The sequence below is a fragment of the Cesiribacter sp. SM1 genome, from assembly GCF_020178975.1.
Taxonomy (GTDB): Bacteria; Bacteroidota; Bacteroidia; order Cytophagales; family Cyclobacteriaceae; genus Cesiribacter.
In genome coordinates this window covers 335,188-354,134 of record NZ_JAHXBU010000091.1, presented here as the reverse complement: position 1 = coordinate 354,134, position 18,947 = coordinate 335,188, and the positions used below count along the sequence as shown (strand labels likewise).

Sequence of the window (18,947 nt, the reverse complement as noted above, 5' to 3'; positions counted from 1 at the left end):
AGCATATTTTGGTTTTGGCACAGCTTGTGCAAATTGGTCTGTAGCTGCCAGCCTCTTTTTTAGAATTGCGGTTGGCATTAGAAATACTGAAATTTAAAATATAAAAAGTATAGCCGTGGACCGTGTTATCGTCAAAAAAAAGTGGAACCAGAAGAGAATACTTACCATTGCAGGTATTGCTGCCCTGGTAATGCTTATAACTGCCAGTGTATTCCTTGCTTCCGGAAAGAGCCGCCTGAATGTAGAGGTGGAAAGAATCACCATCAGCCAGGTGCATAAAAACACATTTCAGGAATTTATACCGGTTAATGGAACCGTGCAACCCATTGCCACTATTTACCTGGATGCCCTGGAAGGGGGCCGGGTAGAGGAGAAATTTATTGAAGATGGTACGGTGGTAACAAAAGGGCAGCCTATTATGCGCCTTTCCAACAGCGACCTGGAGCTAAGCCTGGCCAATCAGGAAACAGCCGTATTCCACGTACTCACCCAGATGCAGAATACCAAAAACGGCGCCGTTCAAAACTCCATTCAGCAGCTGAACCAGAAAGCCGAGGTAGACAATGCCTTTGCAGAAGCCAAGCGGGTGTACGAGCTAAACCAGTATCTTTACAATGAAGGAGTAGTGGGCAAACAGGAGTTCCAAGCATCGGAAAACAACTACAACTTTCAGCTGAACCGCAAAAAACTAAGCGAAAGAACCCTGAACCAGGACTCCATCTCCATGGAGCAGCAGCTCCGGCAAATGGCAGAATCATATGCCCGTATGCAAAATACCCTGGCACTGATGAAAAGAAAGGTTGACGACCTGATTGTACGCGCTCCCATTGATGGTCAGCTTACTTCGCTTGATGCTGAAATTGGCGAATCAAAAAACAAAGGCGCCCGCCTGGGGCAGATAGATGTGATGAGCGGCTATAAAGTGCAGGTAGAGGTAGACGAGCACTATATTTCCCGGGTGTTTATTGGCCAGAAAGCAGAAACCAGCATTGCCGGTAAAATGCACCACTTAACAGTAAAGAAAGTCTACAGCCAGGTGAGTAACGGGCGCTTTTTGCTAGACATGGCTTTTGATGAAGAAGCCCCTGAAGGCATTCGCCGCGGACAAACCCTGCAGATTCGCCTGGCCCTAAGCGACGAAACCCAGGCAGTGCTGCTGGCAAAGGGCGGCTTTTATCAGCAAACCGGTGGCAACTGGGTATTTAAGGTAAGTGAAGACGGCTCTACCGCCTACCGTACAGAAGTGCAGCTGGGCCGCCAGAATCCGGAATATTACGAAGTATTAAGCGGACTAAACCCCGGCGATAAAGTAGTTACCTCCAGCTATGAGAACTACCGCGATATGCAGGAGCTGGTGTTGAAGGGGGAATGAGAAGGTGTCGGGTGTCAGGTATTGGGTATCAGGTGAGGGCTTGGACCGAGAGTGGGTTATTTGAGCCGTTTTATAAAGGCATAGAGCATTTTTCTGATGGATTGAATATCTTCTTTTAGTGCTATGAAGACAGTCTCAGATATATAACCCAGATCTTTTGCTAATAAGGTCTGATACTCAACTTCTGAACATGAACCTGAACTTATGACTAGAAACCTTTTCATCTCGGCATCACTGTCACGTCCACTGCCCTCGGCAATATTAGTTGGAATTGACATTGCAGCTCGTCTGATTTGTGAAGTAAGGCCAAAAAGCTCCTCCTTTGGAAAAGATTGGCTGATTTTATAAATCTTTAGCGTAAGCTCATGGCTTTTTTGCCATACGGCCAGTTGCTGAAAGTTTCTCATGATAATAAAAAGTTAGTTCTTTCATAAAAAATTTAAAATAAGCAAAAGGTTAACAGCTGGTAACGCCAAACCTGAAACCTGAAACCTGATATCTGAAACCCCAAAGCCATGATAAAAATTAGCAATCTCGAAAAGATTTACCGCACAGAGGATGTGGAAACTGTAGCCCTCAACAAGCTGACTTTTGAAGTAAAAGAGGGTGAGTTTGTAGCCGTGATGGGTCCCTCCGGCTGCGGCAAATCAACCCTGCTGAACATCCTGGGGCTGCTAGACGACCCCGACTCGGGCAGCTTTCTGTTTGATGGCATAGAGGTGGCCGGCTTTAACGAACGCAAGCGTGCCGAGCTGCGCAAGCGCAACATTGGCTTTGTGTTCCAGAGCTTTAACCTGATAGACGAGCTAACGGTGTTTGAAAATGTAGAGCTCCCCCTGATTTACCTGGGTGTAAAGGAGGAAGACCGTAAAAAGAGGGTAGAGGAGGTACTGGATAAAATGCAGATCATGCACCGCCGCAACCACTATCCGCAGCAGCTCTCCGGTGGTCAGCAGCAAAGGGTAGCAGTGGCCCGCGCAGTGGTAAACAAACCAAAGCTGATCCTGGCCGACGAACCTACCGGTAACCTCGACTCCAGCAATGGTAACGAGGTGATGGAGCTGCTCACCGACCTGAACGAGCAGGGCACTACCATCATCATGGTTACGCACTCCGAGCACGATGCCCGCTACAGCCACCGCATCATCCGCATGCTGGACGGGCAGACCGTGATGGAAAATATTATGGCGTAGCGCTGTAAGCAGCATTACTTTCTGAAAAGGCTCCTGTTGGCCATAGCATAGCTTCTGTTTTTTGCTAAGGCTGACATGAGAGCGCCTCTAACCAGGGCTGTGTAACACTGCAAGGGTCTGTTTTTCTGATCGCTAAATCCCTCTCTCATGATCCGTAACTATCTCAAAATCGCCATCCGCAACCTGATGAAGTACAAGTCTATCTCCTTCATCAACCTGTTTGGGCTTACCGTGGGCATTACCTGCTGCATGCTGATTCTGGGCTATATTTTGCATGAGCTAAGCTACGACCGTTACCATGCAAATGCAGAGAACATTTACCGGGTGGAGCGTAGCTGGCGGAATCCTGAAACAGGCATGCCCAGCCTGGAGCTGGGATCTGTGGCACCAGCCATTGCACCCCTGCTGGAAAACGATTTTGAGGTGATCCAGGCCTTAACCCGCCTGGTTTCTCCGGGCAGGGTTAGCCTGCGCTATGAAGATAAACTGTTCAATGAGCAAGCGGCCTATTATGCCGATGAGCATTTTTTCAAGGTTTTTGATGTGGAAATGGTGAAGGGGAACCCTGAAGCTTCGTTTCAGGACCCCTTCTCTATGATCATTACCGAAGAGGTGGCAGCAAAGTACTTCGGAAGCGAAGACCCGATCGGGAAGGTGATTCGCATGGATAGCCAGTATAATCTGAAGGTTGTGGGGGTGTTTAAGGACTTTCCTTCAAATTCACACCTGCACCCCGGGATCATGATTTCCTTCAACACACTTAAAGACCCGGAGATTTACGGTGAAGAAGTGATGCGGAATGACTGGTCTAACAATTCCTTTTTCACCTATGTGCTGCTGCCCGAGCAGTACAACCACAAAGATCTGGAGGCGCAGTTTCCCGCCTTCCTGGACAGGCACAGACAAGATGGAGGTGATAAACCATCTAAATACACTTTTCTCAATCTTACACCACTTACCTCCATACACCTCCACTCCAAAAAAGACCTGGAACTGGAAGAAAACGGTGATATTGGTCGGGTCTATATTTTTTCGGCCATTGCCCTGTTTATTCTGCTGATTGCCTGCATTAACTATATGAACCTATCCACGGCCCGTTCGGTATTGCGGGCTAAAGAAATTGGCATTCGCAAAGTAGTAGGTGCCGGTAAAGGCGAGCTGGTTGCCCAGTTTCTATGCGAGGCTGTGCTGATCTCCTGGATTGCCACCCTGCTGGCGTTTGGGTTCACCTGGCTGGGGCTTCCCTGGCTGAACAAAGTGTCGGGACAAAGCCTGACGATCGATAGCCTGCTGCGATGGGAGGTGTTCATTCCTCTTCTTCTCCTGCCATTTGTAGTGGGTTTCTTTTCGGGTATTTACCCGGCACTTTTCCTATCTTCCTTTAAGCCCATAAGGGTATTAAAAGGGGTTGCCAGCATCAATGGGGGTGGGATTTCCCTTAGGCAGCTGCTGGTGGTTGTGCAGTTTTCCTTGTCTATCATGCTCATCATCGGTACGGTGGTGGTGTACCGGCAACTGCAGTTCATGCAGCAAACAGCCCTTGGCTTTGAGCGGGAGCATGTGGTAACCTTCCCGATCAACACTGCCATTGATGAAAATTTTGAGGCTTTCCGTTCAGAATTGCTCGCCAGCCCTGCCTTGAAGGAAGTGGGCAGGTCCTCGCTGGTGCCCACACAAAGGCTGCTGGATGCTGCGGGTTCGTACATCAGGCTGGGCGATACGTTAGCGCCTACCTCCGCAGAAATTAAGTTTGTAACCGTAGATGACCATTTCATTCCTGCCTATGGCATTGAGATGGTGGCAGGCAGAAACTTCTCCCGCGAGTTCGGGCAGGATACGGCTGCTTTTGTTATTAACGAGGCTGCTGCCCGCGTGTTGGGACTCCCTTCGGCAGAGGATGCCATTGGCAAAGAATTTCAGTACCACAACAGAAAAGGCAGGCTGGTGGGCGTTATGCGCGATTTCCATTTCGAATCCCTGCACCAGCGTATTTTGCCCCTCGTGTTTTTTAAACCGCTGCCGCCTTTTGAGTATGGTGCCGTTTCGGTTAAAATAGCGGGGCAGCAAGTACCGGCCGCCCTGGCACAGCTGGAAAATAGCTGGAAGCGATTCTCCCCTGAAACACCTTTGGAGTATTCGTTCCTGGACGACACCTATGCCCAGTTGTACCAGGCAGAGCAGCGGCAGGGCACTATATTTACCATATTCTCCTGCATTGCCATTGCGATTGCCTGCCTGGGGCTCTTTGGCCTATCGGCCTTTACCATTAGCCAGCGGGTGAAGGAAATTGGCATCCGCAAGGTACTAGGCGCCGATACAAGCACTATTGTAGCCCTTTTATCAAAAGACTTCCTGAAGCTGGTGCTGGTCGCAGCCATTATTGCTTTTCCGCTGGCCTGGTGGGCCATGGACCAGTGGCTGCAGGATTTTGCCTACCGCATTGATATTCCCGTTTGGGCCTTCCTGCTTGCAGGGATGCTGGCGGCCGTTGTTGCCTTTCTAACCATCAGCTACCAGGCTGTTAAGGCGGCTCTTTCTAACCCGGTAAAAAATTTACGAACTGAATAGCTTCTATGCTGCAACCAGCTCTAGCCGAAAGTACATTGGTTACAGCCTGCACAACATTTTTAAAAATTGCACTATGTTTCGCACTTATCTTAAACTAGCCTGGAGAAACCTGTTGAAAAGCAAGGTGTACTCGCTCCTGAATATTTTTGGTTTGGCCATTGGTCTGTCTTGCTTTATCCTCATCAGCCTGTATATAATTGATGAGTTAAGCTTTGACCGCTACCATACCAAGGCCGACCGCATTTACCGCATTAACAGCGATATAAAGTTTGGCGATAGCGAAATGCACCTGGCCGAAACTCCTGATGTGATGGGGGCGGTGCTGAAAAAAGATTTTCCACAGGTAGAGGAATATGTGCGGCTGTATAACAACACAGGCGCACAACACCTGAAGAAAGGGGATAGCTATCTCAATGAAGATCGGGTGGTACATGCCGATTCCGGCTTTTTTAGGGTATTTAGCTTTCCCGCAGTGGCAGGCGATCTTGATGAAGCATTGAGTACCCCAAACTCAGTGGTGCTTACCGAGTCGATGGCGCTTAAATATTTTGGCACTACCCAGGTGCTGGGCATGCCGCTTGAAAACATCCGGGGCCAGGTGTTCAACATCACGGCAGTGATTGAAGACATGCCAGCCAACGGGCACTTTCAGTTCGACTTTATTTTTACGATGGATAATTTTCCTTATGAATGGGGAAGTTTTTTAAGCCACAACTTTCACACGTACCTGCTCCTGCAAGAAGGGGTGAGTGCAGAAGATTTTCAGCCCAGGCTGGATCAGTACATTACCGATTACGCATTGCCCCGCATTGGGCAGATGCTGAACGTGAAAAGCATTCAGGAACTGGAAGCATCAGGTAATAAAATTGCCTACTCGCTCATTCCCATTACAGATATTCATCTATACTCCGACCGGAGCTCGGAGCTTAGCCCCAGTGGCAATATTCAGTACGTCTATATATTCGGGGCTGTAGCTTTGTTTATTTTGCTGATTGCCTGTGTAAACTTCATGAACCTGGCTACTGCCCGTTCTGCCAGCAGGGCCAGGGAGGTGGGCGTTCGTAAAGTGCTGGGCTCGCAGCGCAGACAGCTGGTAGTGCAGTTTCTGTCAGAGGCCAGCCTGATGGCCCTGCTGGCCATGCTTGTTGCCCTGGTACTGGTAGTGCTTGCCCTGCCTCACTTCAATGAGCTGGCTGCCAAAACAATTTCCATAGCGCTTATCCTGCAACCCCGGTTCGTGCTTTTTCTGCTCCTGCTTCCTTTCCTGGTTGGGCTGCTGGCAGGCTCTTATCCGGCTTTCTTTTTATCGGCCTTCAAGCCCATACAGGTATTAAAGGGCAAGCTCAACATGGGCGCAAAAGGCGGCGACTTCAGAAATGTGCTGGTAGTGTTCCAGTTTGCTACCTCTATCATGCTCATTATTGGTACTATCGTTGTGTACCAGCAGCTGGCTTACATCCAGAACAAAAACCTGGGCTTTAGCAAAGAACAGGTGCTTGTTGTGGAAAATACCTGGGTGCTCGAAAACCGGGCAGCAGCATTTAAAAATGAAGTGCTGCAAATGCCGGGGGTACAAAAAGGTACCTTAAGCGGCTTTCTGCCCATTAACGATACTTACCGGAATAATCAGAGCTTCTCCAAAGAAGCAGTTTTGAGTTCCGAAAGCGGCTTTAATATGCAAAGGTGGCAGATCGACCACGACTACCTGAACACCCTGGGCATGGAGCTGGTAGCGGGCAGAAATTTCTCCAGTACCTTTGGAGGCGATTCTTCTGCAGTGATCATCAACGAAACCACTGCCAGGATGCTGGGCTACGAAAATCCGGTTGGCAGGAAGATTTACCAGGTTGGCGACTACAATTCAGGTGCTGTGAATGGGCTGGAGATCATTGGGGTAGTAAAGAATTTCCACTTTGAGTCGATGCATCAGCAAATCGGGCCGCTCTGCATGGTGCTGCGCAACCACAGCCGCATGGCTTCCTTCAAAGTTGATGCTGATAAAATTCCTGCCCTGCTCGCGGGCATCGAAGAAAAATGGGAAAACATGGCCCAGGGCATGCCTTTCAGCTACCGCTTTCTGGACGATGACTTTGAGCAGATGTACCGCACCGAACAGCGCATTAGCCAGATTACCCTGACCTTTACCGTGCTTGCCATTGTCGTGGCCTGCCTGGGGCTGTTTGGGCTCTCCACATTTATTGCAGAAAAACGGGCTAAAGAAATTGGCATTCGCAAAATACTGGGTGCCTCTGTAGAAGGTCTGGTGCAGCTGCTCTCCAAAGATTTTCTCAGGCTGGTGTTCATTGCATTCATCATTGCCACGCCCATTGCCTGGTACGCCATGGACAGCTGGCTGCAGGATTTTGCCTACCGTATCGACCTAAGCTGGTGGTACTTTGCAGGCGCCGGGGTACTGGCCCTGTTCATAGCCCTGGCTACCGTAAGTGTGCAGGCCATCAAAGCAGCCATGGCTAATCCTGTAAAGAACTTAAGGACAGAGTAGGGTAGTGAACTACATCAGTATTGATGCTGGCCCTGGGATTGAGTACTCTTAAACCATCACTGTTATGTTCAAACACAACTTTTTATTGATATACCGAAATTTACTCCGGTTTAAGAGTACATTCTTTATCAATCTGGTTGGTTTATCTACCGGCTTAGCCTGTGCTTTGCTCATATACCTGTGGGTGAATGATGAGTTACAGGTAGACAAGTTTCATGAAAAAGACAGCCAGCTTTTTCAGGTAATGCTGAACCACCACAATACCGGTGAAATTGAAACTGCCCATGCTACGCCAGCCCTTATGGCTGAGGTACTCAAAGCTGAAATGCCGGAAGTTGAGCATGCCGTTGCCACTACCGCTGGTATAGAAATGCCTTTGTTTCGGCTAACAGTGGGGGAGGAAAGTTTTAAAGCTGCCGGGCTTTTTGCAGGTGAAGAGTACTTTAGACTGTTCTCCTACAACCTGATCCAGGGCGCCAGGGATAAGGTGCTGGCTTATAAAAGTTCGATTGTTATATCAGAAGCACTGGCCAGAACATTATTCGGAACTACCGAAAACATCATTGGTAACTCTGTACAGTTTGGGGAGGACAGGCAGTTACAGGTATCCGGCGTTTTTACGGGTACTCCACCCAACTCTTCTGACCAGTTCGATTTTCTGGTGTCTTTCGAGATCTTTAAAGAGCTTATGGGCCCTGAGCATCAGGACTGGGGCAATACAGGTCCGCGTACCTTTGTGCTCCTGAAAGAAGGAACAAATGTTGAGACCTTCAATAGTAAAATATCCGGCTTTATGAAGCAAAAGGCTAGTGGCTCCAATGCGGATGTTTTTGTAAGGCCGTATACCGATAAGTACCTCTACGACACATATGAAAATGGCGTACAGGCGGGCGGCAGAATTGAGTATGTACGGCTTTTTTCAATCATCGCCATTTTCGTTCTATTGATTGCCTGCATCAACTTCATGAACCTCTCTACGGCCAGGGCTACCCGCCGGCTAAAGGAAGTAGGAATCAAAAAAACATTAGGTGCCTACCGTAAAACACTCATTGTTCAATACCTGGGAGAATCTATGGTCATGACGGTATTATCTTTACTGCTGGCGCTGTTGCTGGTGGTGCTGTTGCTGCCACAATTCAACTTAATAACAGGCAAGCAATTAAGCATCAGTTTTAATCTGTCCCTGATCCTATCCATACTGGGCATCACCCTCATGACCGGACTAATTGCTGGTAGTTACCCGGCCCTGTACCTATCCGGCTTTAATCCGATTACTGCCTTAAAGGGTAAACTGAGCAGCTCGGCAGCAGAAGTGTTTACCCGTAAGGGACTGGTGGTTTTTCAGTTTACCCTTTCTATAATCTTCATTGTGGCCGTGCTTGTGGTGTACCAACAGCTAGACTATGTACAGACCAAAAACCTGGGGTACCACAAAGAGCAGATCATCTATTTTGAAAAAGAAGGCAGGGCTGCACAGGATGAGTCGCTTTTTCTATCAGAAATTAAACGCATCCCGGGTATTGTAAATGCTGGCAGTACTTCCCATAGTTTTCTGGCACAACAAACTACCACTACGGGTGTGCACTGGGAGGGGAAGAATCCTGAGGATATCATAAAGTTTGAACTTGCAAAAGTTAGCTATGATATGATTGAAACCTTAGGCCTTCACATGGCTGCAGGACGGGCATTCTCCAAAGACTATGGTTCCGACAGCCTGGGTATCATCTTCAATGAAGCAGCAATTGAGACAATGGGGCTTGACAACCCCGTTGGGAAATATGTAAACGTATGGGGAAAAGACAGGCAGATTATTGGCGTAACCAAAGACTTTCACTTTCAATCGCTGCATGAAGCGGTAAAGCCCCTGTTTTTCATTGTTAAACCAACCGATACCTATAAGATTATGGCACGTGTGGCCGCCGGAAGGGAAAGAGAAGCAGTTACCGGGCTCCAGCAGTTTTATGAGGAGTTTAACCCTGGCTACACGCTGGATTACAAATTTTTAAACCAGGACTACCAGGCCCTCTATGCCGCAGAGAACCGGGTAGCCATACTTTCCAAATACTTCTCTGGCATCACCATTATTGTTTCCTGCCTGGGTTTGTTTGGCTTAGCAGCTTTTACCGCCGAAAGAAGGCGAAAAGAAATAGGTATACGCAAGGTTTTGGGTGCAAGCCAGTTCAGTATTGTCTACCTGCTCTCCAGCGATTTTACACGATTGGTAGGCCTCGCTATCTGTATTGCTTTACCCTTAAGCTACCTATTGGTAAAAAACTGGCTGAATGGGTTTGAGTACAGGATTGAGTTAGCATGGTGGTATTTTATAGGAGCCGGACTGGCTGCATTGGCGATTGCCTGGCTTACCGTGGGAGCTCAGGCAGTGAAGGCTGCCACCAGTAACCCGGTGCGGAGCTTAAAAGATGAATAAGACTCCTCAAATGCCGTAGGCTGGATTAGTGTAATTCATCAAATTTAGCGCCTGGGGTGTACCATTTGCCTGGATGAAACTACTTTTTCAGCAGCAGCTGTAGTGAAAACGCACAGCTGCTGTACGATACCGAACACTATTCCATGGTGCGTAAATCATAAGCTGCTTGTAAATAGGTGCTTGCGCATCTGGCATACTAACTGAAGAATTCATCAGCAGGAGAGATAGCATACCTCCCAGCCATGTGAACAATATAATTTTTGACCCCACATACCCTAATTCTTATGTTCCGACATCATATAAAAATTGCCTGGCGTAACATGATGAGAAATAAAACTTTCTCCTTCATTAACCTGATAGGCTTAACAAGCGGTCTATGCTGTTTTTTGCTGATAGCACTCTACATTGTTGATGAAACTACTTTTGATCGTTTTCATGCGCATGCCGATAACCTCTACAGGGTAGTAGAGGAGCGTAGCAGTGCAGATGGAAAAGAAAGCAAGTTAGGCAGTACCGCATATAATGTTTCTGTTAAGGCCAAGAGCGATTTTCCTGAAGTAGAGCAGGCCGTGAGGTTAGTGGTTCTGGGACGGGTAAACGTTGGAACAACCGAGAACACCAGTGTTTTCTACGAAGAGTTTTGGTTAAGCAGTCCCGATTTCCTGCAAAGTTTTAGCTTTAAGCTGCTGCAGGGTAATCCCGAAACTGCTCTTACCGCCCCTAATTCGGTAATTATAACAGAAGAAACCGCCCTGAAATTATTCAAAACCACGGCTGCATTGGGCAAAACAATTAGGGTAAACGATGGCAGCACTCCTTACATGGTAACAGGTGTGCTGGAAAATTTCCCGGTAAACTCTCAATTATCATTTAACCTGCTTTTCTCGGAGTCTACCATAACATCGAATCCCGATTTTCAGGAAAACATTAACTCCGACTGGGACTCAAATGATTTTTACACCTATTTGTTGCTAAACGAAGAGGCAGATCCGCAGGTGATAGCAGCAAAATTGAATACACTGGTGGCTGCTAACCGCAGCCCCGAAAGCCAGCACAAAAGCAGCTTTGTGCTACAGCCCCTGAAAGAGGTCCATTTCAACTCTGCTGATATTGAGGGCACATTAGGCAAGCTGGGTAATATTAACTACATCTATGTTTTTTCAGCAATTGCCCTGTTTGTGCTGCTGATTGCCTGCATCAATTACATGAATCTGACCACTGCCATGTTTACCAGGCGGGCTAAGGAAATTGGGGTGCGCAAAATAGCCGGGGCCTCGCGTGGTGGGCTGGCAATCCAATTCCTGGCAGAATCGTTCCTGATGACCCTTCTGGCCTTTACACTGGCCTATGTGCTAATCAAACTGTTGCTGCCTTCCTTTAACGCATTTACTCAAAAAGAGCTAAGCCTTGGCCTTGGTACAGATTACCGGATCTGGCTGGGCGTGCTGCTTTCTCTGGTGTTGGTGGGAGCCTTGTCGGGTTTATACCCGGCACTGTTTCAATCGCGCTTAAAACCTATAGAGCTGTTTAAGAGCAAGCTGCCTGTAGGGAAGGAAAGCATTAGTTTGCGCCGTTTCCTGGTGGTATTCCAGTTTTCTGTTTCCATCATCATGATGTTAGCCACCCTGGTGGTGTACCTGCAGCTGCAGTACATCAACAGTAAGGATATGGGCTTTAATAAAAGCCAGCTGCTGGTCATCGACATCAACAGTGGCAAAGTTCGGCAGGGTGCCGCAACCATCAGGAATGAGTTTAGCCGCCTGCCGCAGGTTACCAGTGTTTCTGTAAGCTCCCGCGTACCCGGCGAGTGGAAGAGCCTGCCCAAAGTAAAAGTAAAGCAGCCCAACAGCTCCGCACAGCTGGGGAATGATATGTATTTCCTGGCAGTGGACGAACAATTTCTGCCAACTTTTGAAATAGAGCTGCTGCAGGGCAGAAATTTCACAGCGGGCAGTGTTGCCGATTCTTCGTCGGTACTGGTGAATGAAACTGCTGCCAGGGCGCTGGGAATTACAGAGGCTTCCGGACAGCTTATCCAGATTCCGGCAGCTGACTTTGGCGGCAGTGTGGAAAGTCTGGAGGTGCCGTATCAGGTGCGGGTGGTGGGTATTGTAAGAGACTTTAACTTTCAGTCGCTGCGGGAGCCAATGGCGCCCATGGTGCTGGGTTATCAGAATAACCCTGTGCATAGCATCGATTACTTTACCGTTCGGGTAGCGCCGGGTAATGTGGCTGCCACCCTGGAGCAGCTGGAGGCTGTAATGCAGCAGGTAGATCAGAGCCATTTGTTCGAGTACCACTTCCTGGATAATCAGTGGGAATTGTTTTACCAGCAGGATAGAATTAGGCAGACAGTTTTTCTGATAGGAGCAGCACTGGCCATACTTATTGGCTGCCTGGGGCTATTTGGCCTTGCCACCTTTGCTGCTGAGCAGCGACGCAAGGAAGTAGGCATTCGCAAGGTACTTGGCGCCAGCGTATCCAGCATTGTGCTGATGCTCTCCAAAGATTTTCTGAAGCTGGTAATGCTGGCAGCACTCATCGCCTTTCCGTTGGGTTGGTACGCCATGAACCACTGGCTGCAGGATTTTGCCTACCGGATTCAACTTAGCTGGTGGATCTTTGGCCTGGCCGGCGCCGGGGCCATGCTTATTGCTCTGCTTACGGTCAGCTTTAAAGCAATCAAAGCAGCAGTAGCAAACCCTGTAAAATCCCTGCGTAGCGAATAAACCGCTCATATCGCTGTAGGTCGGGCTGCAGCGGCTGCGGTGGTATCAGGAACTGCCAGGTCCCCCGGAGTAGAGCCAGCGGAACAGGTGCTGAAGGCTTTTTTTAGTCCTTCAAAGCGGCATTGGTAGGCTCGGCTGCAGCAAAATTTTCTGCTAAATCAGTGTAGGCAGTACTGTTGACATAGTTATTCCACATTTAATTTTTCGCTCATGCTCAAGAACTTCTTCATCATTGGTTTCCGTAGCATTCGCCGGAATAAAGCGCATACCGCTATCAACGTTGCCGGTTTAGCCCTGGGAATTGCCTGCTGCCTGTTACTGTTCCTGGTGGTTCGGTACGAAAGCAGTTTTGACCGGCATCACGCCAAGGCAGAGCGGATTTACCGGGTGAACACCCAATTCATGACAGGGGAGGGAGGCGTTAGTACAAATGCGCCTGTACCGGTAGGAAAAGCGCTGAAAGAGGAGTTTCCCGAAATTGAGGAAGCTGCCACCACACGCTTTTACGGAAGCGGCCTGATTAAGGTAGGCGACCAGGTTTTCAGGGAGCCCGGTATTGCTAATGTGGGCCCTGCTTTTTTCAGGATTTTTGATGTTAATTGGCTGGCTGGCAGCCCGGAGACTTCTTTGGCAGAGCCAAATACCGTGGTTCTAAGCAAAAGTGTGGCAGAAAAGTACTTTGGTCCAGACGCCGCCACCAACCCTGCAACAGTTCTGGGTAGAACCATTACCTTCAATTCAGAGGCACCCTTACAGATTACCGGCCTGGTAGAAGATTTTCCGGCCACCACCGATCTGCCGTTCAGAATCCTGATTTCTTATGCAACGCTGCCTACGCCAGTGGTGGAGGACCATACCTATTGGGTTAATATTTCCAATTCTTACTCACATTTTTTGCTGCTGAAAGAAGGGGTGGACCCACAGCTACTGGAAGCTAAGTTTCCGGTGGTGCAAAAGAAGTATACCGGCGAGAATCGCTATGCCTACCTGCTGCAGCCTTTAAGTGAAATGCACCACGATAGCCGCTTCAGTAACTATAACAGGCGTATCATGCCGCCTGAAAACATCAATGGGTTAATTCTGATAGGGTTGTTCATCTTGTTTACTGCCTGCATCAACTTTATCAACCTGGCCACGGCCCAGTCGGTAAAACGCTCAAAAGAGGTGGGTGTGCGCAAGGTTTTAGGCGCAAACCGAAACCAGTTACTCCGGCAGTTTCTGGCCGAGACCTTTCTAATCACGTCTCTGGCAATGGTGGTGGCGGTGGTGGCAGCCTTATTCGCCCTGCCTTACCTGCAGGAGTTGCTGGAGGTAGCCATATCGTTCAGGCCCCTGCAGGATGCTACCCTGCTGGCTTTCCTGGCAGCTATAACCCTGGTGGTAACACTTCTGGCGGGCTTTTACCCGGCCATGCTGGTTTCTGGTTTCAGGCCCGTGGCAGCAATCAAAAATAAAATTACTGCCCCTAAAACAGGGGCTTTAACGCTGCGCCAGGGCCTGATTGTTATGCAGTTCGTTATTGCACAGGTGCTCATCATCGGTACCCTTGTAGTATCCAGTCAGCTGGATTATTTTCGGAACCTCCCGCTGGGGTACAATCAAGAGGCGCTGATTACCGTGCCCCTGCCGGCAAACACACAGGAACAGGCAATTTACCCCTTGCGCACTCAGCTGGAGCAGCTATCGGGCGTTAAAAATGTTAGCTTTGGCTTTACGCCACCTTCTAATGATGGAGGCTGGTTTGGTACCTATAATTTTGAAGGCTCCGGCCTGAAAGACGATATCGTTTGCCAGATGATGCCCATTGATGCCAACTACCTGGAAACCTATGGACTAACCTTGCTGGCCGGCCGGAACCTGCGGCAGGTTGGAGATACTGCTGCGGTGCTGGTAAATGAGGCCCTGCTACGGACCATGCATATTGATAACCCGGAGAAAGCCATTGGCCGGACTGTATCCAATTTTGGCAGAGCCCTAACCATAGTTGGGGTTGTAAAAGATTTTCATTCGCAATCGCTGCGGCAAGCCATAGGTCCGGTACTTATGGAGCGAAGGGACCAGATGCGCTTTGCCGGTATCAAGCTTCACATGGCTGACTTGCGCTCAACCCTGGGGCAAATTGAACAACAATGGAAGCAAACCTTTCCGGAGAGCGTTTTTGAATTTACTTTTTTGGAGGAAGACATTGCAAATTTTTACAGGGAAGAAGTGAAAATGTACACCCTGTTCCGGATCTTTTCTGGCATTGCTCTCTTCATAAGCTGCCTGGGTCTGTATGGATTGGTATCGTTTATGGCCGTGCAGCGCACCAAAGAAATAGGTATTCGTAAAGTGCTGGGGGCCTCGGTAACAAATATTGTTCTCCTGTTCACCAAAGAGTTTTTTGTGCTGATTTTTATTGCCTTTTCCATAGCAGCACCCCTAGCCTGGTATTTTATGAATGCCTGGCTTCAGAACTTCGAGTACCAGGTAAGCCTGGGGCTAAGTGTTTTTCTGGCAGCCATTCTGTTTAGCTTGCTGATTGCCGGTATCACGGTAGGCTATCGATCGGTACATGCCGCTTTTAGTAACCCGGTAAAGAATTTAAGAACAGAGTAGAAGCATCAGAAAAAATTTAGAAATGGATAGGGCAGGAGCGTATGTTGGGGATGTACAGGCTGTAGGGCTATCGTTTTTAGTGTATCATTAGCGCACACTAACTGTTCGGAATCGCACGCTGTGGTAGCTTGCCTATGTGTTAAATGGCTGTAAATTAGCGAAATGAGAGAATGGCACGCCTTCTGTTGGTTGTTGTGCAAGCGCCCTCTTTCATACTTTTATATTATTGAGCTTTAAATGCTGACATACAATGAAAAATCTTGCCTTACCCCTTATAGTGCTGCTCATAACTGCTACGCTTGCAGTGGCACAGGCTCCAGCCGAACCCATCAGTGTAGCATTGCCCGGGTTTGAAAAGCTGCAGGTAGGCCCCTTGATTAATGTGGTGCTGAAGGAAGGAGAGCATGAGCAGCTTGATATTGAGTACAGTGGCATTGCTCCTGAAAAGATCAATTATAAGGTGAAAGGAAACAAGCTTAGTCTTTACCTGGATGATGCAAAGTTTACGGTTAAAACAGAGGAGCTTGTAAAAGACGGCTACACACAAAAGGTACCCATTTACAGGGATGTTCAAATAACTGCCTATGTAACCTTCAAAAAGCTAAAGAGCATTCAGATTAGCGGTGAAGAAAAGCTTAGCTGTGAAGATGCGCTAATCAGCAAAAAATTCAGGATCCGCCAGTTGGGCGAAACCCAGGTGGTACTTGCTTCCCTGGAAACCGGCCGCCTAAAAGTACAGTCATTCGGGGAAAACAGGCTGTCGATCCGAAATGGTGAGTCAAATGTACAGTCTTACCGCTTATTCGGGGAGAACAGGGTTGATACGGAAAATATGGCTGGCAACCAGATCTCCACCAGCATATTTGGTGAGAACAGCCTCAACTTGTACGCCAGCGACGAAATAAGCCTTTGGGCCTTTGGAGATGTTAAATTGCGGTATTCCGGCGATCCGCAGCTGAACAGGTTTGTGCTGGGGGTATCAACTATCAATAAAAAATAATAACAGGCCCAGGGCTATGGCAGAGAAAAAGGCCTCTGTTTTCTTAAACTAGTGTGGTGGGTGTTTGCAGGGCTGCTGTTTAAGTATTAGATCCGGTGCCGGTCTATTCTAACATTTTTTAAAGCGATTGACTTATGTGGCAGAATTACCTGAAAATAGCGCTAAGAAACACTAAACGCCATAAGGGCTATACATTCCTGAATGTGGCCGGACTGGCGATAGGCATTGCAGCCTGTCTTTTCATTGCCTTTTTCATAAAAAATGAACTGAGCTACGATAACTATCATCAGGATGTTGAACGCCTGTACCGGGTTGCCATTGATATTAAGGCCAGTGCAGACAACAGGGTGTTTGCACAAACCTCTGGTACGCTTGCGCCCGCGCTGAAAAAAGATTTTTCTGAAGTGGAAGCTGCTGCCCGCCTTTGGAAGCAGGATAACAAGCTGGTGAAGTACGGGGAAGAAAAGGCTTTTTATGAAAATAATTTCTACCTGACAGATCCGGAGATTTTCGATGTATTCACCATACCGCTGATCAGGGGAAATGCACAAACTGCACTAAACCGACCTGCAACCCTCCTGATTGCTGAAGAAACTGCCAGGAAATATTTTGGAGAAGAAGATCCTATCGGTAAAACACTAAGGATCAATGAGCGCGATTATGAGGTGAGCGGCGTTATGAAAAGCCTCCCTGAAAGGAGCCATTTAAAGCTTAACCTGGTAACTTCTTTCGCTACCATAGAGCAGGAAGAATGGTATGAGGATGCCGTTGAAAACTGGTTTGCCACCATGTTTTATACCTATATCAAGGTTAAAGAGCATGTGGAGATCAGTGCTTTTGAGAAAAAGGTAGCATCAATCGCCAATGCCTATGAGGGTGAGCGGCTAAAAGAGTTTGGATACACCTTTCGGTATTTTCTGCAGCCTGTGCAGGACATACACCTCTATTCTAATTTACGCTATGAGGCAGAAGCACCGGGCAATCCCATCAACATCTATATTTTTACGGTTGTAGCAATGCTGATCCTGCTGATTGCCTCTTTGAATTATGTTAATTTAACAACAGCTCAATCTGCCAAGCGGGCTAAGGAAGTAGGGGTGAGGAAGGTACTCGGTGCAGCCAAAAGCTCCCTGTTTGTGCAGTTTTTGTTTGAAACCATCATACTCACAGCAGTTGCCCTGGTATTGGCCCTGCTTATTGTATTTGTGAGCCGCCCCTTGTTCGAAACCATATCCGGCCAGGCCATTAGCCTGCAACAGATTTTTACCCCTGGGTTTGTGGCAAGCATGCTGGGACTAACCCTGGTTGTAGGCGTTGTGGCGGCGGTTTATCCTGCCTTGTTTTTAGCGTCTTACAAACCGGTAAGGGTATTGAAAGGCAGCCTGAGCAAAGGTTCCGGGGGAGCATCCCTGCGCAAGGTGCTGGTGGTATGCCAGTTTAGCATTTCCCTGATGCTGATTGTGGGTACCATTATAGTATACAGGCAGCTGAATTTTATGAAAAACCAGCAGCTGGGCTTTGAAAAAGAGCAAGTGCTGGTGCTGCCTGTTCGCGGAGCCTCTATTGCTGATAACAATGAGCAGATCAAAAATGAATTTCAGAGCCATTCATCCATCATCAGTGTAGCCAGCTCTGCATCCATACCGGGAGAGGAGATGGATAATTTCAGTACTTCCCTGATGGGGGTAGCTGATGATAAAAGCCAGTCGATGTTTTACCTGTTTGTTGATGCTGATTTTCTGAAGACCTACGGTATTGAGATGGTTGCCGGCCGACCCTTCAATGAAGAGATCCGGTCAGATGCAGAAAGTGGGTTTCTAATCAATGAAAAAGCAGTAGCAGCCTTTGGCTGGGCCAATCCTGAAGAAGCAATTGGCCAGAAGCTGTCAGCTGGTTTTGGCAGGGACGGGGAGATTATCGGGGTTTATAAAGATTTTCATTACCGCTCCCTGCAGGCGTCCATTGAACCGCTTGTCATGGCAATCAATCCTAACCGGTTCAGTTACATCAGTCTGCATCTTAAAACAAACGATATGGCATCTACCATGGCATTTGTAGAGCAGAAATGGAAGGAGCTTTTTCCGCAGATGCCCTATGAATATGCCTTTCTGGATGAGGAGTTCAACAAGCAATATGCTGCAGATGAAAAGATGGGCCAGACGTTTCTGGTATTTACCAGCATTGCCATTTTCATTGCCTGCCTGGGTTTGTTTGGCCTGGCCACTTTTATAGCCCAGCAGCGCACCAAAGAAATAGGTGTGCGCAAAGTACTGGGCGCTTCTGTCAGCAGCATAGTGGCGCTGCTTTCAAAAGATTTTGTAAAGCTGATCCTTGTTTCGTTTGTTATTGCCACACCGCTTTCCTACCTGCTGATCAGCAAATGGCTGGAAAATTTTGCAATGCGCATCTCCATAGGCTGGCCCACCTTTGCCGTTGCCGGTATTACCATCCTGCTGATTGCCTTACTTACAGTGAGCTTCCAGTCGCTGAAAGCAGCCCTGGCTAACCCTGTCAGGAATCTGCGGAGTGAATAGGAAAAAGTAAATCAGCACTGTA

The 18,947-nt window shown here is 48.2% G+C and carries 10 protein-coding genes; 9 read left to right on the top strand and 1 reads right to left on the bottom strand.

Annotation, left to right across the window (positions count from 1 at the left end; genetic code table 11):
* The first annotated feature begins 115 nt into the window (after positions 1 to 115).
* The gene (locus tag KWJ01_RS28400; RefSeq protein WP_224998687.1) at positions 116 to 1,372 is read left to right on the top strand and encodes an HlyD family efflux transporter periplasmic adaptor subunit; all 1,257 of its coding nucleotides are present in this window, start codon (positions 116 to 118) and stop codon (positions 1,370 to 1,372) included.
* 56 nt (positions 1,373 to 1,428) lie between these two features.
* Here the strand turns inward: KWJ01_RS28400 and KWJ01_RS19255 are convergent, their stop codons facing one another.
* Positions 1,429 to 1,779 carry a four helix bundle protein gene (locus KWJ01_RS19255; RefSeq protein WP_224998686.1) on the bottom strand — a complete coding sequence of 117 codons (351 nt, stop codon included), beginning with the start codon at positions 1,777 to 1,779 and terminating at the stop codon, positions 1,429 to 1,431.
* A 108-nt stretch (positions 1,780 to 1,887) separates the two neighbouring features.
* Here KWJ01_RS19255 and KWJ01_RS19250 point away from each other — a divergent pair, with 108 nt between their 5' ends.
* The 8 genes from KWJ01_RS19250 to KWJ01_RS19215 all read left to right on the top strand — a co-directional run bounded on the left by KWJ01_RS19250 (position 1,888) and on the right by KWJ01_RS19215 (position 18,925).
* Positions 1,888 to 2,565 carry an ABC transporter ATP-binding protein gene (locus KWJ01_RS19250; RefSeq protein ID WP_224998685.1) on the top strand — a complete coding sequence of 226 codons (678 nt, stop codon included), beginning with the start codon at positions 1,888 to 1,890 and terminating at the stop codon, positions 2,563 to 2,565.
* A 147-nt stretch (positions 2,566 to 2,712) separates the two neighbouring features.
* Positions 2,713 to 5,133 (top strand): ABC transporter permease, encoded by a 2,421-nt coding sequence (locus tag KWJ01_RS19245; protein WP_224998684.1) that lies wholly within the window; start codon positions 2,713 to 2,715, stop codon positions 5,131 to 5,133.
* A 73-nt stretch (positions 5,134 to 5,206) separates the two neighbouring features.
* A complete protein-coding gene (locus KWJ01_RS19240; RefSeq protein WP_224998683.1) occupies positions 5,207 to 7,636 on the top strand; it encodes an ABC transporter permease in 2,430 nt (809 codons plus the stop codon).
* A 64-nt stretch (positions 7,637 to 7,700) separates the two neighbouring features.
* Positions 7,701 to 10,064 (top strand): ABC transporter permease, encoded by a 2,364-nt coding sequence (locus KWJ01_RS19235; protein ID WP_224998682.1) that lies wholly within the window; start codon positions 7,701 to 7,703, stop codon positions 10,062 to 10,064.
* A gap of 320 nt (positions 10,065 to 10,384) precedes the next feature.
* Positions 10,385 to 12,793 carry an ABC transporter permease gene (locus tag KWJ01_RS19230; RefSeq protein ID WP_224998680.1) on the top strand — a complete coding sequence of 803 codons (2,409 nt, stop codon included), beginning with the start codon at positions 10,385 to 10,387 and terminating at the stop codon, positions 12,791 to 12,793.
* Positions 12,794 to 13,003: 210 nt separating this feature from the next.
* Positions 13,004 to 15,391, top strand: a complete 2,388-nt coding sequence (locus tag KWJ01_RS19225) for an ABC transporter permease (RefSeq protein ID WP_224998678.1) — start codon at positions 13,004 to 13,006, stop codon at positions 15,389 to 15,391.
* Positions 15,392 to 15,641: 250 nt separating this feature from the next.
* Complete coding sequence (locus tag KWJ01_RS19220; RefSeq protein WP_224998676.1) at positions 15,642 to 16,391, top strand: GIN domain-containing protein; 750 nt, start codon at positions 15,642 to 15,644, stop codon at positions 16,389 to 16,391.
* A gap of 134 nt (positions 16,392 to 16,525) precedes the next feature.
* Positions 16,526 to 18,925 (top strand): ABC transporter permease, encoded by a 2,400-nt coding sequence (locus KWJ01_RS19215; protein ID WP_224998674.1) that lies wholly within the window; start codon positions 16,526 to 16,528, stop codon positions 18,923 to 18,925.
* Positions 18,926 to 18,947 lie beyond the last annotated feature (22 nt).